General features: G+C 61.4%; 19 protein-coding genes. 11 read left to right on the forward strand and 8 right to left on the reverse strand.

Translation table 11 applies throughout. The annotated features are described in order from the left end of the window. Positions 1-403, forward strand: a 403-nt coding sequence (locus BN1133_RS14915) for a L,D-transpeptidase family protein (protein WP_157432350.1), incomplete at its 5' end; no start/stop codon positions are given. Positions 404-456: 53 nt separating this feature from the next. On the opposite strand, the gene BN1133_RS14920 is transcribed toward BN1133_RS14915, so the two are convergent. The 4 genes from BN1133_RS14920 to fldB form a co-directional block, all read right to left on the reverse strand. Continuing rightward, the gene (locus BN1133_RS14920; RefSeq protein WP_136612805.1) at positions 457-831 is read right to left on the reverse strand and encodes a VOC family protein; all 375 of its coding nucleotides are present in this window, start codon (positions 829-831) and stop codon (positions 457-459) included. Positions 832-946: 115 nt separating this feature from the next. Further along, positions 947-2,281 carry a TldD/PmbA family protein gene (locus tag BN1133_RS14925; protein WP_050667285.1) on the reverse strand — a complete coding sequence of 445 codons (1,335 nt, stop codon included), beginning with the start codon at positions 2,279-2,281 and terminating at the stop codon, positions 947-949. Continuing rightward, the gene (locus BN1133_RS14930) at positions 2,281-3,681 is read right to left on the reverse strand and encodes a TldD/PmbA family protein (protein ID WP_050667286.1); all 1,401 of its coding nucleotides are present in this window, start codon (positions 3,679-3,681) and stop codon (positions 2,281-2,283) included. The genes BN1133_RS14925 and BN1133_RS14930 overlap by 1 nt, the downstream gene beginning before the upstream one ends. A 156-nt stretch (positions 3,682-3,837) precedes the next feature. Continuing rightward, a complete protein-coding gene (gene fldB, locus BN1133_RS14935) occupies positions 3,838-4,356 on the reverse strand; it encodes a flavodoxin FldB (RefSeq protein ID WP_050667287.1) in 519 nt (172 codons plus the stop codon). Positions 4,357-4,451: 95 nt separating this feature from the next. Here fldB and xerD point away from each other — a divergent pair, with 95 nt between their 5' ends. After that, the gene (xerD, locus tag BN1133_RS14940) at positions 4,452-5,339 is read left to right on the forward strand and encodes a site-specific tyrosine recombinase XerD (RefSeq protein ID WP_050667288.1); all 888 of its coding nucleotides are present in this window, start codon (positions 4,452-4,454) and stop codon (positions 5,337-5,339) included. 4 nt (positions 5,340-5,343) lie between these two features. Here the strand turns inward: xerD and BN1133_RS14945 are convergent, their stop codons facing one another. Both BN1133_RS14945 and mscL read right to left on the reverse strand, forming a co-directional pair. Beyond that, positions 5,344-6,876, reverse strand: coding sequence for a sensor domain-containing diguanylate cyclase (locus BN1133_RS14945; RefSeq protein WP_050667289.1), 1,533 nt, complete (start codon positions 6,874-6,876; stop codon positions 5,344-5,346). A 144-nt stretch (positions 6,877-7,020) separates the two neighbouring features. After that, entirely contained in the window at positions 7,021-7,431 is a 411-nt protein-coding gene (gene mscL / locus BN1133_RS14950) for a large-conductance mechanosensitive channel protein MscL (protein ID WP_050667290.1), read from the reverse strand. Between the two features lie 184 nt (positions 7,432-7,615). On the opposite strand from mscL, the gene BN1133_RS19795 reads away from it, so the two are divergent. Continuing rightward, positions 7,616-8,290 carry a DsbC family protein gene (locus BN1133_RS19795; protein WP_082178022.1) on the forward strand — a complete coding sequence of 225 codons (675 nt, stop codon included), beginning with the start codon at positions 7,616-7,618 and terminating at the stop codon, positions 8,288-8,290. Between the two features lie 7 nt (positions 8,291-8,297). Continuing rightward, positions 8,298-10,022: a single-stranded-DNA-specific exonuclease RecJ gene (gene recJ, locus BN1133_RS14965; protein WP_050667293.1), complete on the forward strand. Its 1,725-nt coding sequence runs from the start codon at positions 8,298-8,300 to the stop codon at positions 10,020-10,022. 271 nt (positions 10,023-10,293) lie between these two features. Here the strand turns inward: recJ and BN1133_RS14970 are convergent, their stop codons facing one another. Continuing rightward, the gene (locus BN1133_RS14970) at positions 10,294-12,165 is read right to left on the reverse strand and encodes a methyl-accepting chemotaxis protein (RefSeq protein WP_050667294.1); all 1,872 of its coding nucleotides are present in this window, start codon (positions 12,163-12,165) and stop codon (positions 10,294-10,296) included. Between the two features lie 259 nt (positions 12,166-12,424). Here BN1133_RS14970 and prfB point away from each other — a divergent pair. From prfB to oxyR, 3 genes are all read left to right on the forward strand, one after another. Further along, positions 12,425-13,523 (forward strand): peptide chain release factor 2 gene (gene prfB / locus BN1133_RS14975; protein WP_153006771.1). Its coding sequence is split into 2 segments (ribosomal slippage): positions 12,425-12,499 and positions 12,501-13,523, totalling 1,098 coding nucleotides; the frame shifts between segments, so codons are not numbered across the junction. Positions 13,524-13,545: 22 nt separating this feature from the next. Continuing rightward, positions 13,546-15,081: a lysine--tRNA ligase gene (lysS, locus tag BN1133_RS14980; protein WP_050667296.1), complete on the forward strand. Its 1,536-nt coding sequence runs from the start codon at positions 13,546-13,548 to the stop codon at positions 15,079-15,081. 125 nt (positions 15,082-15,206) lie between these two features. Beyond that, positions 15,207-16,103: a DNA-binding transcriptional regulator OxyR gene (gene oxyR / locus BN1133_RS14985; protein ID WP_050667297.1), complete on the forward strand. Its 897-nt coding sequence runs from the start codon at positions 15,207-15,209 to the stop codon at positions 16,101-16,103. A 23-nt stretch (positions 16,104-16,126) separates the two neighbouring features. Here the strand turns inward: oxyR and BN1133_RS14990 are convergent, their stop codons facing one another. After that, positions 16,127-18,586 (reverse strand): penicillin-binding protein 1A, encoded by a 2,460-nt coding sequence (locus tag BN1133_RS14990; RefSeq protein ID WP_050667298.1) that lies wholly within the window; start codon positions 18,584-18,586, stop codon positions 16,127-16,129. A 227-nt stretch (positions 18,587-18,813) separates the two neighbouring features. Here BN1133_RS14990 and pilM point away from each other — a divergent pair, with 227 nt between their 5' ends. From pilM to BN1133_RS15010, 4 genes are read left to right on the forward strand one after another with little or no spacing between them, the layout of a single operon-like run. Beyond that, positions 18,814-19,875, forward strand: a complete 1,062-nt coding sequence (gene pilM / locus BN1133_RS14995; protein ID WP_050667299.1) for a type IV pilus assembly protein PilM — start codon at positions 18,814-18,816, stop codon at positions 19,873-19,875. Further along, entirely contained in the window at positions 19,863-20,429 is a 567-nt protein-coding gene (locus BN1133_RS15000; protein WP_050667300.1) for a PilN domain-containing protein, read from the forward strand. Before pilM ends, BN1133_RS15000 begins: the two co-directional genes overlap by 13 nt. Then, on the forward strand, positions 20,426-21,022 hold the full coding sequence (gene tapO, locus BN1133_RS15005; protein WP_050667301.1) for a PilO family type IV pilus biogenesis protein TapO: 597 nt from the start codon (positions 20,426-20,428) through the stop codon (positions 21,020-21,022). Before BN1133_RS15000 ends, tapO begins: the two co-directional genes overlap by 4 nt. Beyond that, a complete protein-coding gene (locus BN1133_RS15010) occupies positions 21,019-21,543 on the forward strand; it encodes a pilus assembly protein PilP (RefSeq protein WP_050667302.1) in 525 nt (174 codons plus the stop codon). Before tapO ends, BN1133_RS15010 begins: the two co-directional genes overlap by 4 nt. Positions 21,544-21,546 lie beyond the last annotated feature (3 nt).

The following is a 21,546-nucleotide window of genomic DNA, read 5'->3' on the forward strand; positions in this document are numbered from 1 at the left end:
CGGTCCGGACAACCCCATGGGCCTGTTCGCCCTCTATATCGGCAAGCTCTACGCGATTCACGGCACCAATGCCACCTTTGGTATCGGTCTGCGAGTGAGCAGCGGTTGCGTGCGCCTGCGCAACGAAGATATCGAGTACCTGTTTAACACAGTGCCGGTGGGGACCCGGGTCGAGTTCGTCAATCGCCCGGTCAAGTTCAGTGTCGAACCCGATGGCAGCCGCTATCTCGAGGTACACCAGCCCCTGTCGCGTACCGAAGCCGAGTTCAACTCAGATGTGGTGGTGCCGCTGCCCATGACTCAGGCTCTGACCCGCTTCATCGCGAACGGTGAGAACGACTCCAAGCTGGTCAAACAGACCCTGGAGCAGCGTTCCGGCATGCCGACCCAGCTCAATCCCTGATGATGGGGCGGTAAGTGGTGAAGAAACGGCGACCCTGGGGTCGCCGTTTTGCATCATGCCGCGGGGGGCGCGTAGAGGGCGAGCCGGTTGCCCTCGGTATCTTCGATGATGACCCGGGATCCGTGGATGCCCATGGTGTGCAGGGGCTCGAGCACCTTGCCACCCAGGGTCGGTACCCGTGCCTCGGCCTCCTTGAGTCGATCGTTGAGTCCCAGATAGATGAGGGGCCCGCCACCTCCCGGCTGGTGATACTGATCCATGGGGCCGAGGCAGGCGGCCGCATTGCTGCCGTCGTGGCGCAGCATGGCAAAATCCATCCCCTCTTCGTGCTGGGCGTGAACGGGTACGTCCAGCAGGCCGGCATAGAAGGCCATGGCTCGCTCGAGATCCCGTACCGGAATGTCGGCCCAGACCAGAGTATTGTCCATCACCGTATTCTCCTGTATGACCGGCCGATGCGACCGGCGGCCTTTTCAGGGTAGGAAGGGGTGGGGGAGGGCGCCATCGGCCCCAAAAGGGGCGGCGCCCGAAGGCGCCGCTAAGTCATTTGCCGGCGACGGCGAGGCCACCAAAGCGGATGAGGGGGGCGTAGAGTCCCTTTCCATCGTCGTGATGCAGCCGGTTACCCACCGCTTCCACCTCCTTGAGCAGGCGATAGAAGTTGCCGGCTACCGTGATGCCGCGTACCGGCTGGATGCGCTCGCCGTCCTGACACAGGAAGCCAGAGGCGCCGAACGAGAAGTCGCCGCTTACCGCATCGGCACCGGAGTGCAGGCCGTCGAGCTTGACCAGTTCCAGATAGCGGCCGCTGGCGACCTGCGGCTCGTCGTGGGGACCGAGGCCGAAGACCAGGTGGCGCGGGGCCACGTCCAGGCTAGAGCGAGGACCACGGGCGGCGCAGCCGTTAGGGGTCACGCCGAAGTGGCGGGCGGTGGCGCTGTTGTGCAGCAGGGTCTTGAGCTCTCCCTCGCCGATCAGCAGCAGATCGGAGGTGGCGGCCCCCTCGCCGTCGAAGGCGCGGATCTTCATGCCCCCCGCCATATGGGCGTGGCTCTCCAGGGTGAGCAGGGGGCTGGCGACCGACTGGCCCAGCTTGTCGCGCCAGGGGTTGATCCCCTGCATGGCCCACTTGCCGGAGAGGGCGGCGCCAAAGCAGCCCAGCAGTTCGCTGAAGGCGTTGGTGCTAAACACCACGCTATAGTGACCGGTCGGCACCGCTTCGCCCTCGAGCAGGCCAAGGGCGGTGCCGTAGATGGTCTCGATCAGGCCGTCGACGGCCAGATCCGCGAAACGGCGCTCGCTTTGTCCCCGGTAATGCATGGACTGACGCCCACCCAGCTCGATCAGGGCCGTGGTGTAGCAGCCGACGCTCGCCTCCCTGTGATGGCACAGGGTGCCGAGGCTATTGGCCAGCCACAGCTCGCTGCTTCCCTCGTAATAGGCGTTGTAGGGGGCACCCTTGACCCCTTCCCGGCGCAGCATCTCCCCCTCGAGGCGCAGGGCCAGGGCAATCTTGTCATCGACCGGAGTCTCGTCCGGCTGCAAGATGGTCGGGTCCCGGGTTTCCAGCCGGCTGCCGGCGACCGTGATGCGCTGATCCGGGTCCGCCTTGGCGAAGCGGCTGGCGTCCAGTGCATCCTGCACCATGGCGTCCAGCGCCGGCTCGTCGAGGGCCTCCGAGTAGGCGATGCCGACCCGGCCATCCTTGATGAGACGGATGCCGATCTGCTGGCTGCCGGTCACCTTGTACTCCGACAGCTCCCCCTTGTCGGCCTTGAGGGAGAAGCTGCGATCCTGGCTGGCGATAAGGTCCGCCTCTGCCCCCAGATCCGCCACCTTGCCGAGCAGGCGCTCGAGCCGTTGCTTCATCTCGCTCATCAGCCGTTCCCCCCTACCAGAATGTTATCGACCTTGAGGGCCGGCTGGCCCACCGTGGTCGGGACCGAGCCCGACACCGAACCGCACATGCCGGCGGCCAGGGCCAGGTTGTTGCCGACCATGGAGATCTCCTTGAGCACTTGCGGGCCTGTCCCGATCAGGGTGGCCGACTTGAGGGGGCGGGTCACCTTGCCCTTCTCGATGAGGTAGGCCTCCTGCACGTTGAAGTTGAACTCGCCGGTGCCCGGTTGTACCGAGCCGCCACCCATCTTCCTGGCGTAGATGCCGTAGTCGACCGTGGCCAGCATGTCCTCCAGGCTGTGGGGACCGGCCTGGATGTAGGTGTTGCGCATGCGCGAGGTGGGGGCGAACTTGTAGGACTCACGCCGACCTGAGCCGGTGCGGGCATAGCCGGTCTTGAGGGCCCCCATGCGATCGACCAGGAATCCGGTCAGCACACCGTCCCGGATGAGCTGGGTGTTCTGGGTCGCCATCCCCTCGTCGTCGATGTTGATAGAGCCCCAGGCGTTGGGGCTTAGTCCCTCGTCGATGGCGCTGACCGCGGGGTTGGCGATGAGCTCACCCATCTTGTCGTGAAACACCGAGGCCTTCTTGGCCACCGAGGTGGTCTCGAGCAGGTGGCCGCACGCCTCGTGGAAGATCACGCCGCCAAAGCCGTTGTCCATGATGACCGGCAGGGTGCCGGAGGGGCAGGGTGCTGCACCTAGCTTGATCAGGGCCTGGCGGGCCGCGGTCTGGGCCAGCTCGAGCGGATCGATGAGGGCGCTGTGCTCCCATCCCATCAGGGCGCCTGGCGCCTCGTAGCCGACGCTCTGCTCACCGTCCTTCATGGCGATGGCGCGAGCCATCAGGCGGTTGTAGTGGCGGCGGTCACTCACCTCCAGTCCCTCGGAGTTGAACAGGGTCACCTCCTGCTCCCAGCCCAGGGCGTCGCCGCTGAACTGGCTGATGAGGGGGCTCTCGGCGCGGGCGACCCGATCCAGGGTCTGCAGGTAGGCGATCTTGGCCTCCAGCATGCGGTCGCGCGCCAGGGGCTCGCGCACCGGGTGACGGTCGGTCAGGGCGGTGAAGTCGAAGGCGGTGCGGGTGACTCGGGGATCGCGGCGATCCTTGGCCGCCAGCAGGGTGACGATGCGCAGCAGCTCCTCGCGATCGCCGCTGTTGGTGTAGCCGTAGAGCACCTTGTGGCCGTAGCACAGGCGCACGCCGATGCCGAAGTCGAGGCCGCCGCTGATGCTCTCGATCTGGCTCGAGAGCAGGCTGACCTGGCTGCGCCGGCGCCGCTCCACGAACAGTTCGGCAAAGTCGGCACCGAGGGCCAGGGCGTGATCGAGCACGGCCCCGGCCACCTCACTGCCAAGCAGTATGGGGTGGGTCATGAAAAACTCCTTTTTCTGAAATCTCGTCCGTTTGCTTCCGGCCCCTTGTCACCCGAGGCCTACGCAAAGAGTGACAGAGTTATGGAAACCTGTCACGGACGAGCATCATCTGATGATGCCAATGGGGTCTCATGGCGCCAGATTTTGCGACCAGGGTCAGAGCAGGCTTTCGATCTCGCCGAGAATTTGTTCAACCCATTGACCTATGCGTTGATCGGTCCTGTCATACTGGTTTGCCTCATCCAGGGCCAGCCCCACGAAGTGGCGACCGTCGTCGATGAGGGCCTTGGAGGCGTCGAACTCGTAGCCCTCATTAGGCCAGTAGCCGACCAGGGTGACCGGCTTGGTGATGAGGGCGTCGTGCAGCATGCCGAGGGCATCCTGAAACCATTCGCCGTAACCGAGCTGATCGCCGAGGCCAAACAGGGCGATGATCTGGCCGTCGAGGGGCAGGGTATGGATCTCGTCCCAGTGGGACTCCCAGTCCTCCTGCAGCTCACCGAAGTCCCAGGTGGAGATGCCGAGGATCAGCACCTCGTAGTCGCGCATCCGGGTCAGCGGCACGTCCTTGATGTTGTGGATATCGACCAGCTCGGGGCCGATCAGATCACGGATCTTCTCGGCGACCATCTCGGTGTAGCAAGTGGTGGAGCCGTAAAACAGACCTATCTTCATCTTGGTGTCAGGCTTGGTGGAGGTGGCTTCATCTTAACAAAAGCGACCGTCCCCTGCAGGCTCGGTTACAATGGCCCAAATAGAGTGGAGTCATCATGAGCCAGCCCCTGATCCAGCAATTCCTCGACGCGCTCTGGTTGGAGCGCGGCCTCTCCGATAACACCATCGCCTCCTATCGCACCGACCTCGAGAAGTTTTCCCTCTGGCTCGATGGTCAGGGCAGCTCGGTGTTGCTGGTCGATCTCGACACCCTGCAGCACTACCTCGCCTGGCGCATCGATCAGGGTTTCGCCGCCACCTCAACTGCCCGGTTCCTGAGCGCCCTGCGCCGCTTCTATCAATATCTCAACCGGGAGAAGCTGCGTGCCGACGATCCGACCGTGCTGCTGGAGGGACCCAGGTTGCCCAAACATCTGCCGGGTGATCTCTCGGAGGCCGAGGTGGAGGCTCTGTTGGCCGCCCCGCGACACGATGATCCGGTAGAACTGCGTGACAAGGCGATGCTGGAGCTGCTCTACGCCACCGGCCTGCGGGTCTCAGAGCTGGTTGGCTTGTGCGCCGAGCACCTGAGCCTGCGTCAGGGAGTGGTGAGAGTCGTGGGCAAGGGGAGCAAGGAGCGGCTGGTACCCATGGGGGAGGAGGCGATGCACTGGCTCGAACGTTACTACCGGGAGGCGCGGGGGCTGCTCATTCCCGAGGGGAGCAGCGACGTGGTGTTTCCCTCGAAGCGCGGGCGCATGATGACCCGTCAGACCTTCTGGCATCGCATCAAGGTGTACGCGATCCGGGCCGGTATCCCGGGGGAGCTCTCTCCCCACACCCTGCGCCACGCGTTTGCCACCCACCTGCTCAACCACGGAGCAGACTTGCGGGTGGTGCAGATGCTGCTTGGTCACTCGGATCTCTCTACCACCCAGATCTACACTCATGTGGCGGGAGAGCGGCTCAAGGCGCTCCACGGGGAGCATCATCCCAGAGCCTGACGGGTCAACCTCGCAAGATGCGGTTCTTGCCCGCCTGCTTGGCCCGGTAGAGGGCCTCATCGGCCCGCTCCAGCAGTTGGGCCGGGGCCGCCCCCTGTGCCTCGGCGATGCCGCCGCTGAAGGTGACACTCAGCCCGGGCTCACGCCACTCCAGCCTGGAGAGGGCGAGGCGCCAGCGCTCCATCGCCTGCTCCGCCTTGGCAAACTCACTCTGCTCGAAGATGGCGACCATCTCTTCGCCGCCGAAGCGGCACAGGGTGGCCATACCCGCCAACAGCTCCTCGCCTAAGGTGGCGGTGCGCCTGAGCACGGCATCCCCCGCGGGGTGGCCATGGGTATCATTGATCTGCTTGAAATTATCGATATCGATGATAGCCAGCACATAGGGGGTATTGTCCTGATGCAGGCGGATCATCAGCTCATCCAGATAGCGGCGATTGTAAAGGCCGGTGAGGCCATCGCGCTGTGCCTTCTCCGTCTCGGCCTGCATCTGATCGGAGATCATGGTGATCTCCTCCCCCAGCTCCTCTATGCCTGGAATGTGGGGAATGACGATCTGCTCACCCGGCGGGGTGACCCGTAGTAGTCTCACCACCTGGACCAGGGCCGTGATGGTGTGCTCCAGGCGTTGACGGAAGATGGTGGCCACCAGAATGAAGATGGCCAGGGACATGCCGAGCCAGATCAGGGTCGTGGGAAGCAGTTGTTGATAGAGGTAGCTCTGCCTGAGGGGGTAGTAGCTGACCACGGCCCAGTCGCTGTTGTTACTCAGAATATGAAAGGCCACCAGATCACCACTCGCCTGATCGATAAACTCCCCTTCCTGTGAGGGGCCCAGTCGAGAAAGCCAGCCGGGGGAGAAAGAGGTGCCGTTTTCGATCTCCTTGGCGCTGATCACTATGCCGGGATGACTCAGGTCGATGATCTGGTGCACGGCGCCGCTGGCGCGCTCCAGCACCTTGCCGATGCGCATGGACCAGGCCGGCAGATCGAGGTCGACACCGATGACACCGAGCAGGGATCCATCATCGTTGAGCACGGCCTGGGAGAGGGTTACCGTGGTGTCGTGGGTGACCAGGTCCTCATAGGGTTCACCCCATACCTGCTTGCCCGGCAGGGCGAGCGCATCCCGATACCACTGCCGCTCGCTGGCGGTGAAGGGGGTGGCGATGGGGTCGGGGGGATAGACCCTGAATTGGCCGTCTACCGAGGCGAAGAAGAGTGAGCGTACCGGCCCTATCTTGGCCAGTTGAGGCCAGCGCTTGAGGTAATGGGCATGTTGTTCGGTGTCAAACACGCCCTTGCTGGCGCGTATTTCGTCCCCAAAGAGCGTCAACTCCTGGCGTGAGAGTCGCAGGGTGTTATCCCACTGCAGGGCCAGGGTGCTGTTGAGCAGGCTCAGGGTGCGCAACTGGGCATTTTGCTGGTTGATGACGAACAGATAGAAGAGTCCGAAGCTGATGATAAGCAGAGGCGCTGCCAGCAACACCAGATAACGGAGGATAAAGGCATGGGAGCGGGGTTTGCTGCTGGTCACTGCGCGGGTCCCGGGTTGAACGTTGCTGAAATATGAGACAAAGCTAAACACACGCTCCCGGTTTGTCGACCCGAATTGGTGGGCGTTAGTTTTTTATTATGTGAAGGGCGTTGCGGCAGGGAGGCGCCTCCCCGCCGCAGTGACTTACTGATCGCGCTCTTTCTTGAGCAGGTCGCGGATCTCGGTGAGCAGCGCCTGATCCAGAGTCGGTGCCGGGGGGGCCGCCGGCGCCTCTTCCTCGGCACGCTTGAGGGTATTGATTGCCTTGAGCCCCATGAAGATGGCGAAGGCGATGATAAGGAAGTCGATCACAGTCTGAATAAACTTGCCATAGGCGATCACCACGGCCGGAGCACTCCCTTCGGCGGCTTTCAGGGTGACGGCCAGATCGCTGAAGTCGACCCCGCCCAGAATGAGGCCAATGGGGGGCATGATGACGTCACCCACGAAGGAGGAGACGATCTTGCCGAAGGCGGCGCCAATGATGATACCCACGGCCATATCGATGACGTTGCCACGGGCGGCGAAGGCCTTGAACTCTTGTAACAGGCTCATGTTGGAATCCTTTCGTTGTGATGGTTATAGAGCCTGCCCAGTCTCACACGAAAGGGGCGAAATGCCCAGTACCCCACCCCTTGGATGATAACCTGTCACTATTGACAGTTTTCAAGATATCGCGTTGTCGCCGGGGCTTATATTGGTTAGATTGTTGCAAAATCTCATTCATTATCAGAATTAAATGATAAAGCACCTCTTTCTGATAGGGATGTTGTTATGCGTCAGCATGATGGCCAGGGCGGCTGAACAGCAACTGGGCGAGCGGATCCATCAACGGCTCGGGATTCGGGTACTCGCCGTTTCCGAGAGCCCCATCCCCGGGCTTTACCGTCTGGAGACACCGGATGGAATCGTCTACAGCGACCGGGCCGGTGACTTCGTCCTGCAGGGGGCTCTGCTCGATATTCGCTCCGGCGTCGTCAATCTGACCCTGCGCGATCAGCAGCGACTGCGCCAACAGCGCCTGGCAAAAGAGCATCAATCGGGTCCGCTTCTTCAGGCCACTCCCGAACGCTATCATCTTCAGCTCTTTACCGATCTGGATTGCGATGAGTGCCTCTCCATGGGGCAAGAGCTCAGTGCGCTCCGGCAGGCCGGGGTCAGTGTCAGCCTGTTACCCATAGCGCACCCTCGTCAGGGGTGGTCCCAGTTTCGGCAGCAGTGGTGCAGCAAGATCCCCGCTCTGGCCCCATTCGATTTGCCAGAAGAGGGCTGTGATGCGATCCTCGAGCGACAGACTAGCCTTGCCAGTCAGTTGGGTATTCGCCGTTCGCCGACCTGGGTGCTTCCCAGCGGTGAGCGGGTGAGCGGCTATCGCAGCCCCAGCCAACTGCTGCAACTCCTGGAAAACAGCTGACAGATCCATGACCCTCTTGATTCGCCGCCGTCCCCGGGTAGATGACACTCATCTGCCCGCTACCCTCCATCCCTTGTTGCGCCAGATCCTTGCCAGCCGGGGAGTCGATGATCCCCGCCTGCTGGAACGCAGTGCCACCTCCCTGCTTTCTCCCCATGGTCTGATGGGGATGGCGGGGGCGGTCGATCTGCTGGTGGAGGTGCTTCATGGCCAGCAACGGATCCTCATCGTCGGGGACTTTGACTGCGACGGGGCGACCAGCTCGGCTCTCTGCGTGTTGGCCCTGCGAGCCATGGGGGCGCAGCAGGTGGACTTCCTGGTGCCGAATCGCTTCGAATACGGTTATGGCTTGACCCCCGAGATCGTCGAGCTGGCGGAGGCGCGCGGCGCCGAGCTGCTGATCACGGTCGATAACGGCATCTCGAGCATCGCCGGGGTGGCCGCGGCCAAGGCGGCGGGAATGCGGGTGCTGGTCACCGACCATCACCTGCCGGGCCATGAGTTGCCCCAGGCCGACGCCATCGTCAATCCCAACCAGCACGGCTGTGACTTCGACTCCAAGTCCCTGGCCGGGGTAGGGGTGGCCTTCTATCTGATGGCGGCACTCAATACCCGCCTAAAGCAGACGGGCTGGTTTGAGGCGCGTGGACTCACGGCCCCCAATGTGGCCGATTATCTGGACCTGGTGGCGCTCGGCACTGTGGCCGACGTGGTGGCTCTCGACGGCAACAATCGCATCCTGGTGCATCAGGGATTGCAGCGTATTCGTGCCGGTCGCTGCCGGCCCGGGATCCAGGCGCTGATCGAGGTGTCGCGTCGGGAGGGGCGCCGCCTCACCGCCTCCGACCTCGGCTTCGCCCTCGGTCCTCGCCTCAATGCGGTGGGCCGCCTCGATGACATGTCCCTCGGGGTGGCTTGTCTCCTGTGTGAGGACATTCATCTGGCACGTCAACTGGCGACCGAGATGGACTCGCTCAATCAGGAGCGCAAGGAGATAGAGCAAGGGATGCAGCAGGAGGCTCTGGCCACACTTGAGCAGGTCCGTTTTCGCGATGGTGAGGTGCCCTGCGGCATAGTGCTGCACCGCAACGACTGGCATCAGGGGGTGGTCGGTCTGGTCGCCTCCAAGGTCAAGGAGAAGTACTACCGCCCGGTGATCGCCTTCGCCGAGAGCAGCGAAACGGAGCTCAAGGGATCCGGCCGCTCTATCCCGGGGGTGCACCTGCGCGATGCACTCGAACTGCTCGACACCCGCCACCCCGGCATCATCAGCAAGTTCGGTGGCCACGCCATGGCCGCCGGCTTGTCATTGCCCAAGGATCGCATCGAGGCGTTTCGCAGTGCCTTCGAGGCGGTCATCGCCGAGCTGGTGACCCCGGAGATCCTGACCGGGGAACTGCTCACCGACGGGGCTCTGCTGGATGAGGAGCTGAGTCTGGAGATGGCCGAGCTGATCCGCGCCGCCGGCCCCTGGGGTCAGGCCTTCCCGGAACCCCTGTTCGATGGAGAGTTCGTGCTGGTGCAGCAACGTCTGGTGGGGGAGAAACACCTCAAGATGATGCTCACCACAGAGAGCGGACTCGCCATCGATGCCATCGCCTTCGGGGTGGATGTGCGCCGCTGGCCCGATGCCTCGGTGCGCCGGGTGCGCCTTGTCTATCGCCTCGATATCAATGAGTGGCGCGGCAACCGCAGCCTGCAACTGCTGGTGGAGCACCTCGAGGCGCTATGAGTGACGAATAGACAAAGCCCGGCATTTGCCGCAATGTCATTCAGATACGCATTTTTTTGTCTAAATATTCATGGTGTTGCTTGAGTTGGGAGAGAAGGGCTGTTTTAGGTCCATCTTCCTCCAGCCCTTGTACCGCGTGGCTGGCAAAGCAAGAGGGAGGCATCATGCCTCCCTCGTTTTTTAGCCCAGATACGACGTGGGCTGGCACTCAACGTCTCTTAAGTGATCAAATAGCGGCATCTGCCGGCCTCTCTGTTATCTGACCCTGAGGTCACAGGATAAAGGTGGCGACCTGACGGTTCAGGTCGTTGGCCCGTCCCTTGAGGCCGTGGGCCTGATCCAGATCGCGCATGGCGGCGGCGGTGATCTCGTCGGTCACATCCTTGATGGCGGTGGTGTTCTGGGTGATCTCGCCGGTAACCTGGGTCTGCTCCTCGGCGGCGGTCGCTATCTGGCCCGCCATGTCGGAGATGAGGGCGATGGCCTGGGTGATCTCCTCCAGGGCGCGAGCCGCCGCATCTGCATCCTGCACGCTGTTGTCGGCCAACGATTGACTGGTCTGCATCAGGCTGACCGCCCGGTTGGTGGTCTGCTGCAGGGTCTCGATGGTGGCGTGGATCTCCTGGGTCGAATCCTGGGTACGCTTGGAGAGCACCCGAACCTCATCGGCCACGACGGCGAAGCCGCGTCCCTGCTCGCCGGCGCGGGCGGCCTCGATGGCGGCGTTGAGCGCCAGCAGGTTGGTCTGCTCGGCGATCCCCTGAATGGTGGAGAGGATGCCCGAGATGGCCTGGGCGTGGCGGCTCAGCTCGCCGATCACTTCGGTGGCTTGCCCGACCTCCTCGGCCAGGTTGTTGATAGAGGCACGGGTCTGGTTCACCAGTTGCTTGCCTTGCTCGCTGCTCTGGGCCGACTGTTGGGCGGCGGCGGCGGTGCTCTCGGCGTTGTTGGCGATCTCCTGGGTGGCGCTCGCCATCTCGGTCACTGCGGTGGCGACCATGGTCACCTCCTGCTGCTGGCGTTGCAGCTCATTCACGGCCTCCTGGTTGGTGATGAGACTGCGCTCGGCATCTCCGTCCAGTTCGCTCGCCAGGGTACGAATGTGGCCGATTAGCTGGTGTTGACTGCCTACGAAGCGGTTGAAGCTCTCGGCCAGTTGGCCCACCTCGTCACGGGTATCGATCTTGATACGCTGGGTCAGATCGCCATTGCCGTCGGCGATGCGGGCCAGGGCCTGGGAGACCTTGGCCAGGGGGCCGAGCAGCATGCCGATGAGCCAGGAGATGGCGGCGATGCTGGCGACCAGGACCAGCAGAGCGAGTCCGAGTTGGGTCATCAACAGGGCAGAGAGGGGGGCTTCCAGGGTCTCTTTGTCCAGTACCAGTACCAGCTCCCAGTCGGTGCCCGGCACGTCGGTGGCCCACATCAGCTTGTCGCGCCCTTCACTGTCGAAGAAGACGGGGGTCAGGGTCTGACCGCGTTTGCTCTGCTCGATGATGGTGTTGGTCAGATCGTTATCGATCTCGGTAGCCGGCTTCATCGCCTTGGCCGGATCCTTGTAGGCGATAATGGTGCCGTCCTTGTGCATCAGGATGGCGTAACCGTCGGCCGGCAGGGTCATCTTGTTGACGTCTTCCACCAGGGAGGCGATGGAGAGATCCCCCCCCACGACTCCGCCGGGCACGGGTTGGGCCAGGGTGACGACCAGGGTGTTGTAGGCCACATCCAGATAGGGCTGGGTAACGACCAGCATTCCCTTGTTCATCGCCTCCTGATACCAGCCGCGAGAGCGCGGATCGTAACCGGTACGGTCGATGGAAGGATCCGAGTCGTGCATCTTGCCGTTGGCCTCACCGAAATAGGTGAGCTGGAAGCGACCGGAGATCTGGGCCTGCTGCAGGGCGTTGAGGGGCTCGCTACTGGCCTTGCCGGCCAGGGCTTTGACCACGTCCTGACGGGCTGAGAGCCAGTCGGCGATACGTTCTGCCTGTTGGGTGCCGAGGCGGCTCGCCTGCTCCTGGCCATCTTGTAACAGCATCTCTTTCTGGCCACTGTAACTGCGCCAGGAGAGCAGGGTGATGACCAGGGTCAGGGCCAGCACCACGGACAACAGTATCTTCTGCTTGAGTGATAGGTTGTTCATTTTGTGTTCTTCTTATGTTCCGTCAGAGAGGAGTGTGAAATTCCGCTTTTCTCGCGGCAGCGCATCACTAATAGCGGCCATTCCCGGAAAAACTGAATACTCAGTAGTCGATGGCGCTCAATTATCTGCCGCTTGTCGTGGCAAGCACAGAAAAATGTAAATTTGCATCCCCCCGACAGGGTGCTTGCCCTGTTTATTCCTTCCGCAATTGGCTAGAATGTTCCGCTTTACATGCACATCGATCCCGAGAGTTTTCACGATGTTTGAAGTCAATCCCGTATTGAACAAGCTTAAGGAGCTGTCTGAGCGGACAGAGCTCCTTAGGGGGTACCTTTGACTATGACGCCAAGAAAGAGCGTCTAGAAGAGGTCAACGCCGAGCTGGAACAGCCGGACGTATGGAATGAGCCCGAGCGCGCACAGGCGCTGGGCAAGGAGCGCGTCAACCTGGAGGGCGTGGTCGGTACCATCGATGCCCTGACCCAGGGGGGAGACGACGTGGCCATGCTGGTTGAACTCGCCGTCGAGGGCGAGGACGAAGAGACCTTCAACGAAGCCGTGGCCGAGGCCGAACTGCTTGAGACCAAGCTGGCCGAGCTGGAGTTCCGTCGCATGTTCTCCGGTCCCCACGATGCTGCCGACTGCTATCTGGACATCCAGTCCGGCTCAGGTGGTACCGAGGCCCAGGATTGGGCCAACATGGTGCTGCGCATGTACCTGCGCTGGGGTGAGGCCCACGGCTTCAAGCCTGAGCTCATCGAATGCTCCGAAGGGGAAGTGGCCGGCATCAAGTCTGCCACCATCAAGTTCACCGGCGAGTATGGTTATGGCTGGCTGCGCACCGAGACCGGCGTGCACCGTCTGGTGCGAAAGTCACCGTTTGACTCTGGTGGTCGCCGTCACACCTCCTTCTGCTCTGTGTTTGTCTATCCCGAAATCGATGATGACATCGAGATCGAGATCAACCCGGCCGATCTGCGTATCGACGTCTACCGCGCCTCTGGTGCCGGTGGTCAGCACGTCAACCGGACCGAGTCTGCGGTGCGGATCACCCACATCCCTACCAACATAGTGGTACAGTGTCAGAACGACCGCTCCCAGCACAAGAACAAGGATCAGTGCATGAAGCAGCTGAAGGCCAAACTCTACGAGTTTGAGCTGCAGAAGCAGAATGCCGAGAAGCAAGCCCTGGAGGACTCCAAGTCCGACATCGGTTGGGGTAGCCAGATCCGCTCTTATGTGCTCGACGATGCCCGTATCAAGGATCTGCGTACCGGCGTCGAAACCCGCAACACTCAATCGGTGCTCGACGGGGATCTGGACAAGTTTATCGAAGCCAGCCTGAAATCAGGCCTGTAAAACGAAGTAAGCAGGAATCACCATGTCTGAACAAACCATGACTCCGGAAGTAGAACTCGGCCAGGAACTCAACAATGAGATGGCAGAGCGTCGCTCCAAGCTGGCCGCCCTGCGCGCGCAAGGCAATCCCTTCCCCAACGACTTCCGTCGTGACAGCCTCTCCGGCGAACTGCACGCCGAGTTCGGCGATAAATCGGAGGAGGAGCTGGCTGCCCTGGGTAAACGGGTGAGCATCGCCGGTCGTATCATGACCCGTCGCATCATGGGCAAGGCGGCATTTGCCACCCTGCAAGACATGGCTGGCAAGATCCAGGTCTATGTGACCCGTGACGACCTGCCGGAAGGTTTCTACAACGAGCAGTTCAAAAAGTGGGATCTGGGCGACATCGTCGGTGTCGAGGGGACCGTCTTCAAGACCAAGACCGGTGAGCTCTCCGTTCACGTCTCCACCATCCGCCTGCTGACCAAGGCACTGCGTCCGCTGCCCGAGAAGCACAAGGGTCTGACCGACCAGGAGGCTCGCTGCCGTCAGCGTTACCTGGATCTGATCGCCAACGAAGAGTCCCGCAAGACCTTCGTGACCCGCACCAAGGTAGTACAGGGGATCCGCAGCTTCCTCAACAGCAAGCAGTTCATGGAAGTGGAAACCCCCATGATGCAGGTGATCCCGGGTGGTGCCTCTGCGCGTCCCTTCGTGACTCACCACAATGCGCTGGACATCGACATGTACCTGCGTATCGCCCCCGAGCTCTATCTGAAGCGTCTGGTGGTCGGTGGTTTTGAGCGTGTCTACGAGATCAACCGTAACTTCCGTAACGAGGGTATCTCTGTTCGCCATAACCCCGAGTTCACCATGCTCGAGTTCTATATGGCCTACGCCGACTACATCGACCTGATGGATCTCACCGAAGAGATGCTGCGCACCCTGGCGCAGGACATCCTGGGCGATACCAAGATCCGCTACGCCAAAGAGGGTGAAGAGGGTCTGGAGATCGATTTCGGTCAGCCGTTCCAGCGTCTCTCCATGGTTGACTCCATCCTGAAGTACAACCCGGAGGTGACCCGCGATGACCTCTCCACCCTGGAGAAGGCCACCGCCGTCGCCAAGCGCCTGAAGATCGAGCTGATGAAGAGCTGGGAGCTGGGCCACGTGATCACCGCCATCTTCGAAGAGACGGTCGAGCACATGCTGCTGCAACCCACCTTCATCACCGAGTACCCGGCAGCCGTCTCCCCGCTGGCTCGTCGTAATGACGTGAACCCGGACGTGACCGACCGCTTCGAGTTCTTCATCGGTGGCCGCGAGCTGGCCAACGGCTTCTCCGAGCTGAACGATGCCGAGGACCAGGCCGAGCGTTTCCGCGCCCAGGTGGCTCAGAAGGAGGCCGGCGATGATGAGGCCATGTTCTACGATGCCGACTTCGTGACCGCGCTGGAGCACGGCCTGCCGCCGACCGCCGGCCAGGGGATCGGTATCGATCGCCTGGTGATGCTGTTCACCAACAGCCACACCATTCGCGATGTGATCCTCTTCCCGGCACTGCGTCCGCAGAAGTAAGTGACCTGCTCACGATGAATTCCAAGCCCCGGTTTCCCCGGGGCTTTTTGTTTCTGGGGCGCCTTGAGGGCCAGACCGGATTGGGGCATGCTGTCCCCTTCTCATGGCAGAAGGAGCCATCACCCATGAACCTGCGCGATCTCGAATATCTGGTGGCCCTGGAAGAGGAGCGGCACTTTCGCAAGGCGGCCGAGCGCTGCTTTGTCAGCCAGCCGACCCTGAGTGGCCAGATCCAGAAGCTGGAGAACGAGCTGGGAGTGATCCTCATCGAGCGCACCTCGCGCAAGGTGCTCTTCACTCCGGCCGGTGAGGCGATTACACGCCAGGCACGCCAGGCCCTCAGGGAGATAGGGGAGATGAAGGCGTTGGCACAAGGCTTTGCCGAGCCCATGTCCGGCGAAATCCATATCGGCCTCATTCCGACGGTAGGACCCTATCTGCTGCCCCATGTGATCCAGGATCTGCGCGAACAGTTTCCCAGACTGGAGTTCTTCCTCTACGAAGATCAGACTCAGGTGCTGCTTAAGCGCCTCGAGGCCGGTGAGCTGGATTGCTTGATCCTGGCCGAGCTGGAGGGGATGGAGGGATTTGGCACTATCCCCCTCTATCAGGAGTCCATGTGGCTGGCGCTCCCGGCCGGCCACCCGGATGCCGGGCAGGAGCGGGTGCCGTTTCAGGTGCTCAAGGGGAAGAAGCTGCTGATGCTGGCCGATGGCCACTGCCTGCGGGAGCAGGCACTCGGCTTCTGTTTCGCCGCCGGAGTGGGGGAGGATCCGCGTTTCAAGGGAACCAGTCTCGAGACCCTGCGCAACATGGTGGCGGCCGGCAGTGGCATGACGCTGGTGCCTGAGCTGGCGGTACCGGGCAGGGATGAGGGGGGAGTCAGCTATCGCCCCGTGGTGGATCCGGTACCGGGGCGGATCATCTCACTCCTCTACCGTCACTATTCGGTACGCCGCCCCTGTTTTAATGAGTTGGCGGCGCGTATCGCTCAGCTGATGGCAAACAAAATGGCGGGATGACCCGCCATTTTGTTTCTTCCTTATCAGAAGATGTCATCCGTGGAGATACTCTCCCCACCGTCGAAGGGATCGCTGCCCCCCGCCGGCTCGGCATAGCGGGTGGGCTCTGTGCCCTGTTTGAAGTACTCGTTATGGCTACCGGCGCCACCGTGGCCGAGCAGTCCAGTCTCGTTGTCTATCGAGAGAGAGACGATATCGGCCGGCTTGATGTACTCCTGCTCCGGCATGCCCTTCAGCGCGACCTTCATAAAGTCGATCCAGATGGGTTGGGCCGTGTTGCCACCGAAGGCACCGGCACCCAGCGAGCGCTGGTGGTTGTCAAAGCCGATCCAGGCCGTGGCCACCATGCCGGGGGTAAAGCCGGAGAACCAGAGGTCGCGCGCCTCGTTGGTGGTGCCGGTCTTGCCTGCAATGTCGTGGCGCTTGAGCTCGACGGCGGCACGCCAGCCGGTGCCACGCCAGCCGTTGCCACCCCAGATGGCAGTCTTGAGGGTATCGGCAATGAGGAAGGCGCTCTGTGGGCTGATGGCCTGGGGAGCACAGGGCTGATCGCCCTGGACGCATTGGGCCGGTTGACCCACAACCTGGGGAGCCTGGTCGCCTTCAACGGGGACGGGGCTGCTCGCGGCCATGGGGCAGTCGGCACAGGCGACGGTGGGCTTGGCCTCGAACAGAGAGTTGCCATTGTTGTCGACCACCTTCTGGATGAAGTAGGGGGTCACCAGATGACCGCCATTGGCAAAGGCGGCGTAACCCCGAACCACTTCCAGCGGCGTGAATTCGGCTGCACCCAGTGCCAGCGGCTCATAGGGGGCGAGCTGATCCCGCGGGAAACCGAAACGGGAGAGGCCATCGACGAAGGTGTTGATGCCGATGGCGCGCAGCAGACGTACCGACATGACGTTCTTCGACTTGGCAAGGCCCATGCGCAGCGGCAGCGGTCCCTCATAGACGGGCGGCGAGTTTTTCGGCTGCCATGCCTTGCCGGAAGAGGGATCCCACTGGTTGATGGGGGCATCGTTGATGAGTGAGGCCAGAGTATAACCCTGCTCCAGCGCCGTCGCGTAGAGGAAGGGCTTGATGTTGGAGCCAATCTGGCGACGAGCCTGCTCAACCCGGTTGAACTTGGAGAGCTCGAAGCTGAAGCCGCCAACCAGTCCTTCGACCGCCCCGTCGTGGGGATTCAGTGCCACCAGGGCGGCGTTGGCGTCGGGGATCTGGCCGAGAATGAGGCGTTCGCCCTGCTCTCTGACCCAAATCTGGGCACCGACCTTGAGAATATCGCGGGCTGTGCGCGGAGCAGGCCCCATGCGCGAGTCGTTGATGAAGGGGCGGGCCCACTTCATGGCGTTCCAGTCCAGTTCGCCCTGCTTGCCAAACTTGAGGATCACCTGAACATTGCGCTCGCCGACCTCGGTCACCACGGCCGGAATAAGCGGGGTATAGCTGGGCTGTTTGGCCAGGTAGTCGGTGATCTGCTGATATTCCCAAGCGGTCTCACCATGTTGCCAGAGCTGCTTCTCGGCACCCCGATAACCGTGGCGCATGTCATAGTCAAACAGACCGGTGAGCAGGGCATCCCTGGCCGCTTGCTGACGCTTGGCGTCGACCGTGGTGTAGATATGCAGGCCCATGGTGTAGGCGTCTTCACCAAATTGCTCCACCATCTTCTGGCGTACCATCTCCCCCAGATAGGGGGCGTAGAGGGTCAGCTCTGCCCCGTGATAGCGGGCTACCACGGGTTTCTGGGAGTACTCGTCAAACTGGGCCTGGGTGATCTTGCCGGTATCGAGCATACGACCAAGCACCACGTTGCGGCGGTCGAAGGCCCGCTGGGGCGAGCGGATCGGGTTGAGCAGGGAGGGAGCCTTGGGCAGGCCCGCTATGATGGCGATCTGGTCCAGGCTTAATTCGGAGACCTGCTTGCCAAAATAGACCTGGGCGGCCGCACCGACCCCGAAGGCGCGATAACCGAGAGGAATCTTGTTGAGGTAGAGCTCGAGGATCTCATCTTTGGTGAGGCTCTGCTCGATGCGCCAGGCCAGGAAGATCTCCTTGACCTTGCGAATGATGGTCTTCTCATTGGAGAGGAAGAAGTTACGGGCCACCTGCTGGGTGATGGTACTGGCCCCCTGGCTGGCATGGCCTGAGGCAGCGACAGCCAAGGCCGCCCGCAGTATCCCGATGGGGTCGATCCCCGGGTGCTCATAGAAGCGGGCATCCTCGGTTGCCAGCACGGCATCGATCATCGGTTGGGGGATCTCGCTCAGTTTGAGCGGGATACGGCGCACTTCACCATACTGGGAGATGAGCTCGCCATCGCGGCTATAGACCCGCATCGGGGTGGCCAGCTGGACATCCTTGAGCGAGCTGACATCGGGCAGCTGGGGTTTGATGTAGAAGTAGATGCCGAGCAAGGAGGCTGCCCCGAGAGCAGCGCATAACATTCCGGCAAAGAGCAGGCGCACAAGCCATTTCAACATGGAGTTACTACCGATCGTCTTAAATTTGGCCAACGGGCGCAGAGTATAGCCGTTTTGGGGGGGCGAAATCGACGTTTTTCCCCTGTGGCGGCAGTGGTGTTTGATGGTTGCGCCTGTGCTTTTGTGAGGCTCATTGGGGTTTGATACGGCTTAATCTTGTTCAGTCTGTCCAATCCGGGAATCATGGAATAGACTGAAAAATCAATAGACATGGATGTGGCAGCCTTATGATTGCACTCTTCAGGGAAGGATCCTTGGTGCCCATGCTGGGGGTCGATTTCGGAACACACACCGTCAAAGGGGTCATGCTGACGGGGCGTTCCGGCAAGTTCGTCATAGAGGGAGCGGCCGATGGCGCCATGCCCAGAGGCGTGCTGGTCGACTATCAGTTGCAGGATATCGAGAAGGTCGGGCATGTCCTCAAGGGGCTGAGAAGGAGCCTGCCTACGGCGGGACAGTTTGCCGCCACTGCGGTTACCGGCTCCAATGTGATCAGCAAGGTGCTGCTGCTCGATGCAGGCCTGAGCGATGCAGAGTTTAACGCCCAGGTAATGCAGGAGGCCGAACAACTCATCCCCTTCCCCCTCGATGAAATCAGCCTCGACTACGAGGTGCTCGGGTTGAGCAGCAATGATCCCGAGCGCCAGGAGGTCTTGCTCAGTGCCGCCCGCACCGAGAGTATCAGCGGGCGGGTCAGCGCCCTGGCCGAGGCCGGTTTTGTTACCAAGGTAATGGATGTGGGGGCCCATGCCCTGGGGCGCGCCGTGGTCGCCTGTTATCCCCAACTGATCGAGAGCAACAAGGCGACAGCAATTGTCGACATAGGGGCCAGCGCACTCACGTTCGCGACCATGGTGAGGGGAGAGGTCATCTATTCACGTCTGCAAAACTTCGGTGGTGACCAATATACCCAGGCCCTCTCCTCCTTCTATGGGATGACCCTCGAGGAAGCGGAGCAGGCAAAACAGACCCGTAATCTGCCGGCTGGCCATGATCAGGATGTGACAGAACCCCATCTGGCGACCCTGTTGCAACATATCAAGCGTAACACCCAGCTCTTTTGCAGCTCCTCCGGATTTCGCGATATTTCGGATCTGGTCCTCACCGGTGGGGCCAGTCTGGTCGCCGGGCTACCTGCCTATCTTGCCCGAGAACTGGAAATTGAGGTCCTTCACCCCGATCCCTTTGCCGAGTTTGGCAGCCAGCAGATCAAGGAACTCGGTCATGGGGCTCGTTACATGACCGCATTCGGCCTGGCTCTGCGGAGTTTTACCCCATGTCAAATATAAACCTGTTGCCCTGGCGAGAGGCTCTCAGCCAGCGAAAGAAGAAACAATTTGGCCTGGTTCTGGCGATTTGCCTGGGGGTGACCGCATCACTGGGGTTGCTGGCCAATTGGCTGGTGATGAAGCAAGTCGAGATTCAACAGGCCCGCAACCAACGGATCCAGACCGAGATCGGGCTACTCGACATCCAGCTGGCCGAGATCGCCAAACTCAAAGAGGAGCGTCAGGCCTTGATTGCTCGTATGAAGCTGATTGAGGGGCTACAGGAGCGACGCAATCTGCCGGTACGGGTGTTTGACCAGTTGCCAGAAATGGTGCCAAATGGAGTCTATCTTGCCTCTCTGCAACTTCAGGGGGCCAAGATTGATGTCACCGGCAAGACCGAGGCCTATGGACGGGTGGCCAACATGATGCGGCGCATCGATGGCTCAGGATGGCTTGGGCAGTCACAGATGAACTCCATTTTTGCCACCGATAGTGGTCCGGTGGCCCTCAGCCAGTTCTCCCTGCTGTTTATGGTGCAGGGCGGGCAGGCGATGACGGGAGCGCCACAATGAATCTGCAGCAGCTCAATGAACTCGACTTTAACGATATCGGTAACTGGCCCCGGTTGGCCAAAGGGGTCTTGATCCTCTTCTTCTGTGGCCTGCTGGGGGGGGCGCTCTACTACTACGTCATCTCGCTCTCGATAGACTCACTCAAACAGGTGCAGGCTCAGGAGGTGGATCTCAAGAGCCAGTTTGAAGGCAAGGCTCAGTTGGCCGCCAGCCTGCCCGCCTACAAGCAGCAAATGGCCGAGCTGGTGAAGATGATCGATACCCAACTCAAGCAATTGCCCAACACCAATGAGGTCGCCGGTCTGCTCGATGACATCAGTTTTATTGCGACCGACAACGGGTTGAAGCTTAATCGCATCAACTGGGAACCCGAGGTGGTGAGAGAGTTTTCCACGGAATTGCCCATGCGCATCGAGGTGGAGGGTGACTACCATCAACTGGGTCGCTTTACGGCGGGATTGGCTGCGCTGCCCCGCATCGTCATTCTCGACACCTTCACCCTGACCGGCAGCAAGGAGGGGGATGGTATTGCCATGAGCATGTTGGCCAAGACATATCGCTATAACGGCAAGGTAGAGGAGAAGAAACCATGAACAGTGGCCGGGGGGTCAGTTTGTTTCTTCTTGGTGCTCTCCTGACGGGGTGTGACGGGGTCAGCGATGTCGAGGGTTATATCGCCGAGGTTCGAGCCAGGCCACCTGCACCTATTGAACCTCTTCCTGAGGTCAAGCCGTTTGTTCCCATGACCTATCAGGCGGGTGATGAACGAAGCCCCTTTATCCAGCCCCAGCCGGAGCAGGGGAGTGCCGTGGCTGAAGTCAAACCCGAGTGTCGCCGTGAGGAGCAGGAGAGAGCCAAGGAGATGCTCGAGCAGTATGGTTTGGAGAACCTTGCCATGACAGGGTCCGTAGGCCTCAAGGGTCAGTTGTGGGCCCTGATTACCACGCCGGATGGGCAGGTGGTCAGGGTCGGGCTGGATCAGCATATGGGATTGAACAACGGGCGCGTGATACGGATCAGCCGGCGCGCAGTGGATCTGATTGAAACGGTACCGGATGGCAAGGGGTGCTGGGTGACGAGGGATACCCGGCTGGCAATGGCAGGCACCAATTAGAAT

This window comes from Aeromonas schubertii (assembly GCF_000820105.1).
GTDB lineage: Bacteria > Pseudomonadota > Gammaproteobacteria > Enterobacterales > Aeromonadaceae > Aeromonas > Aeromonas schubertii.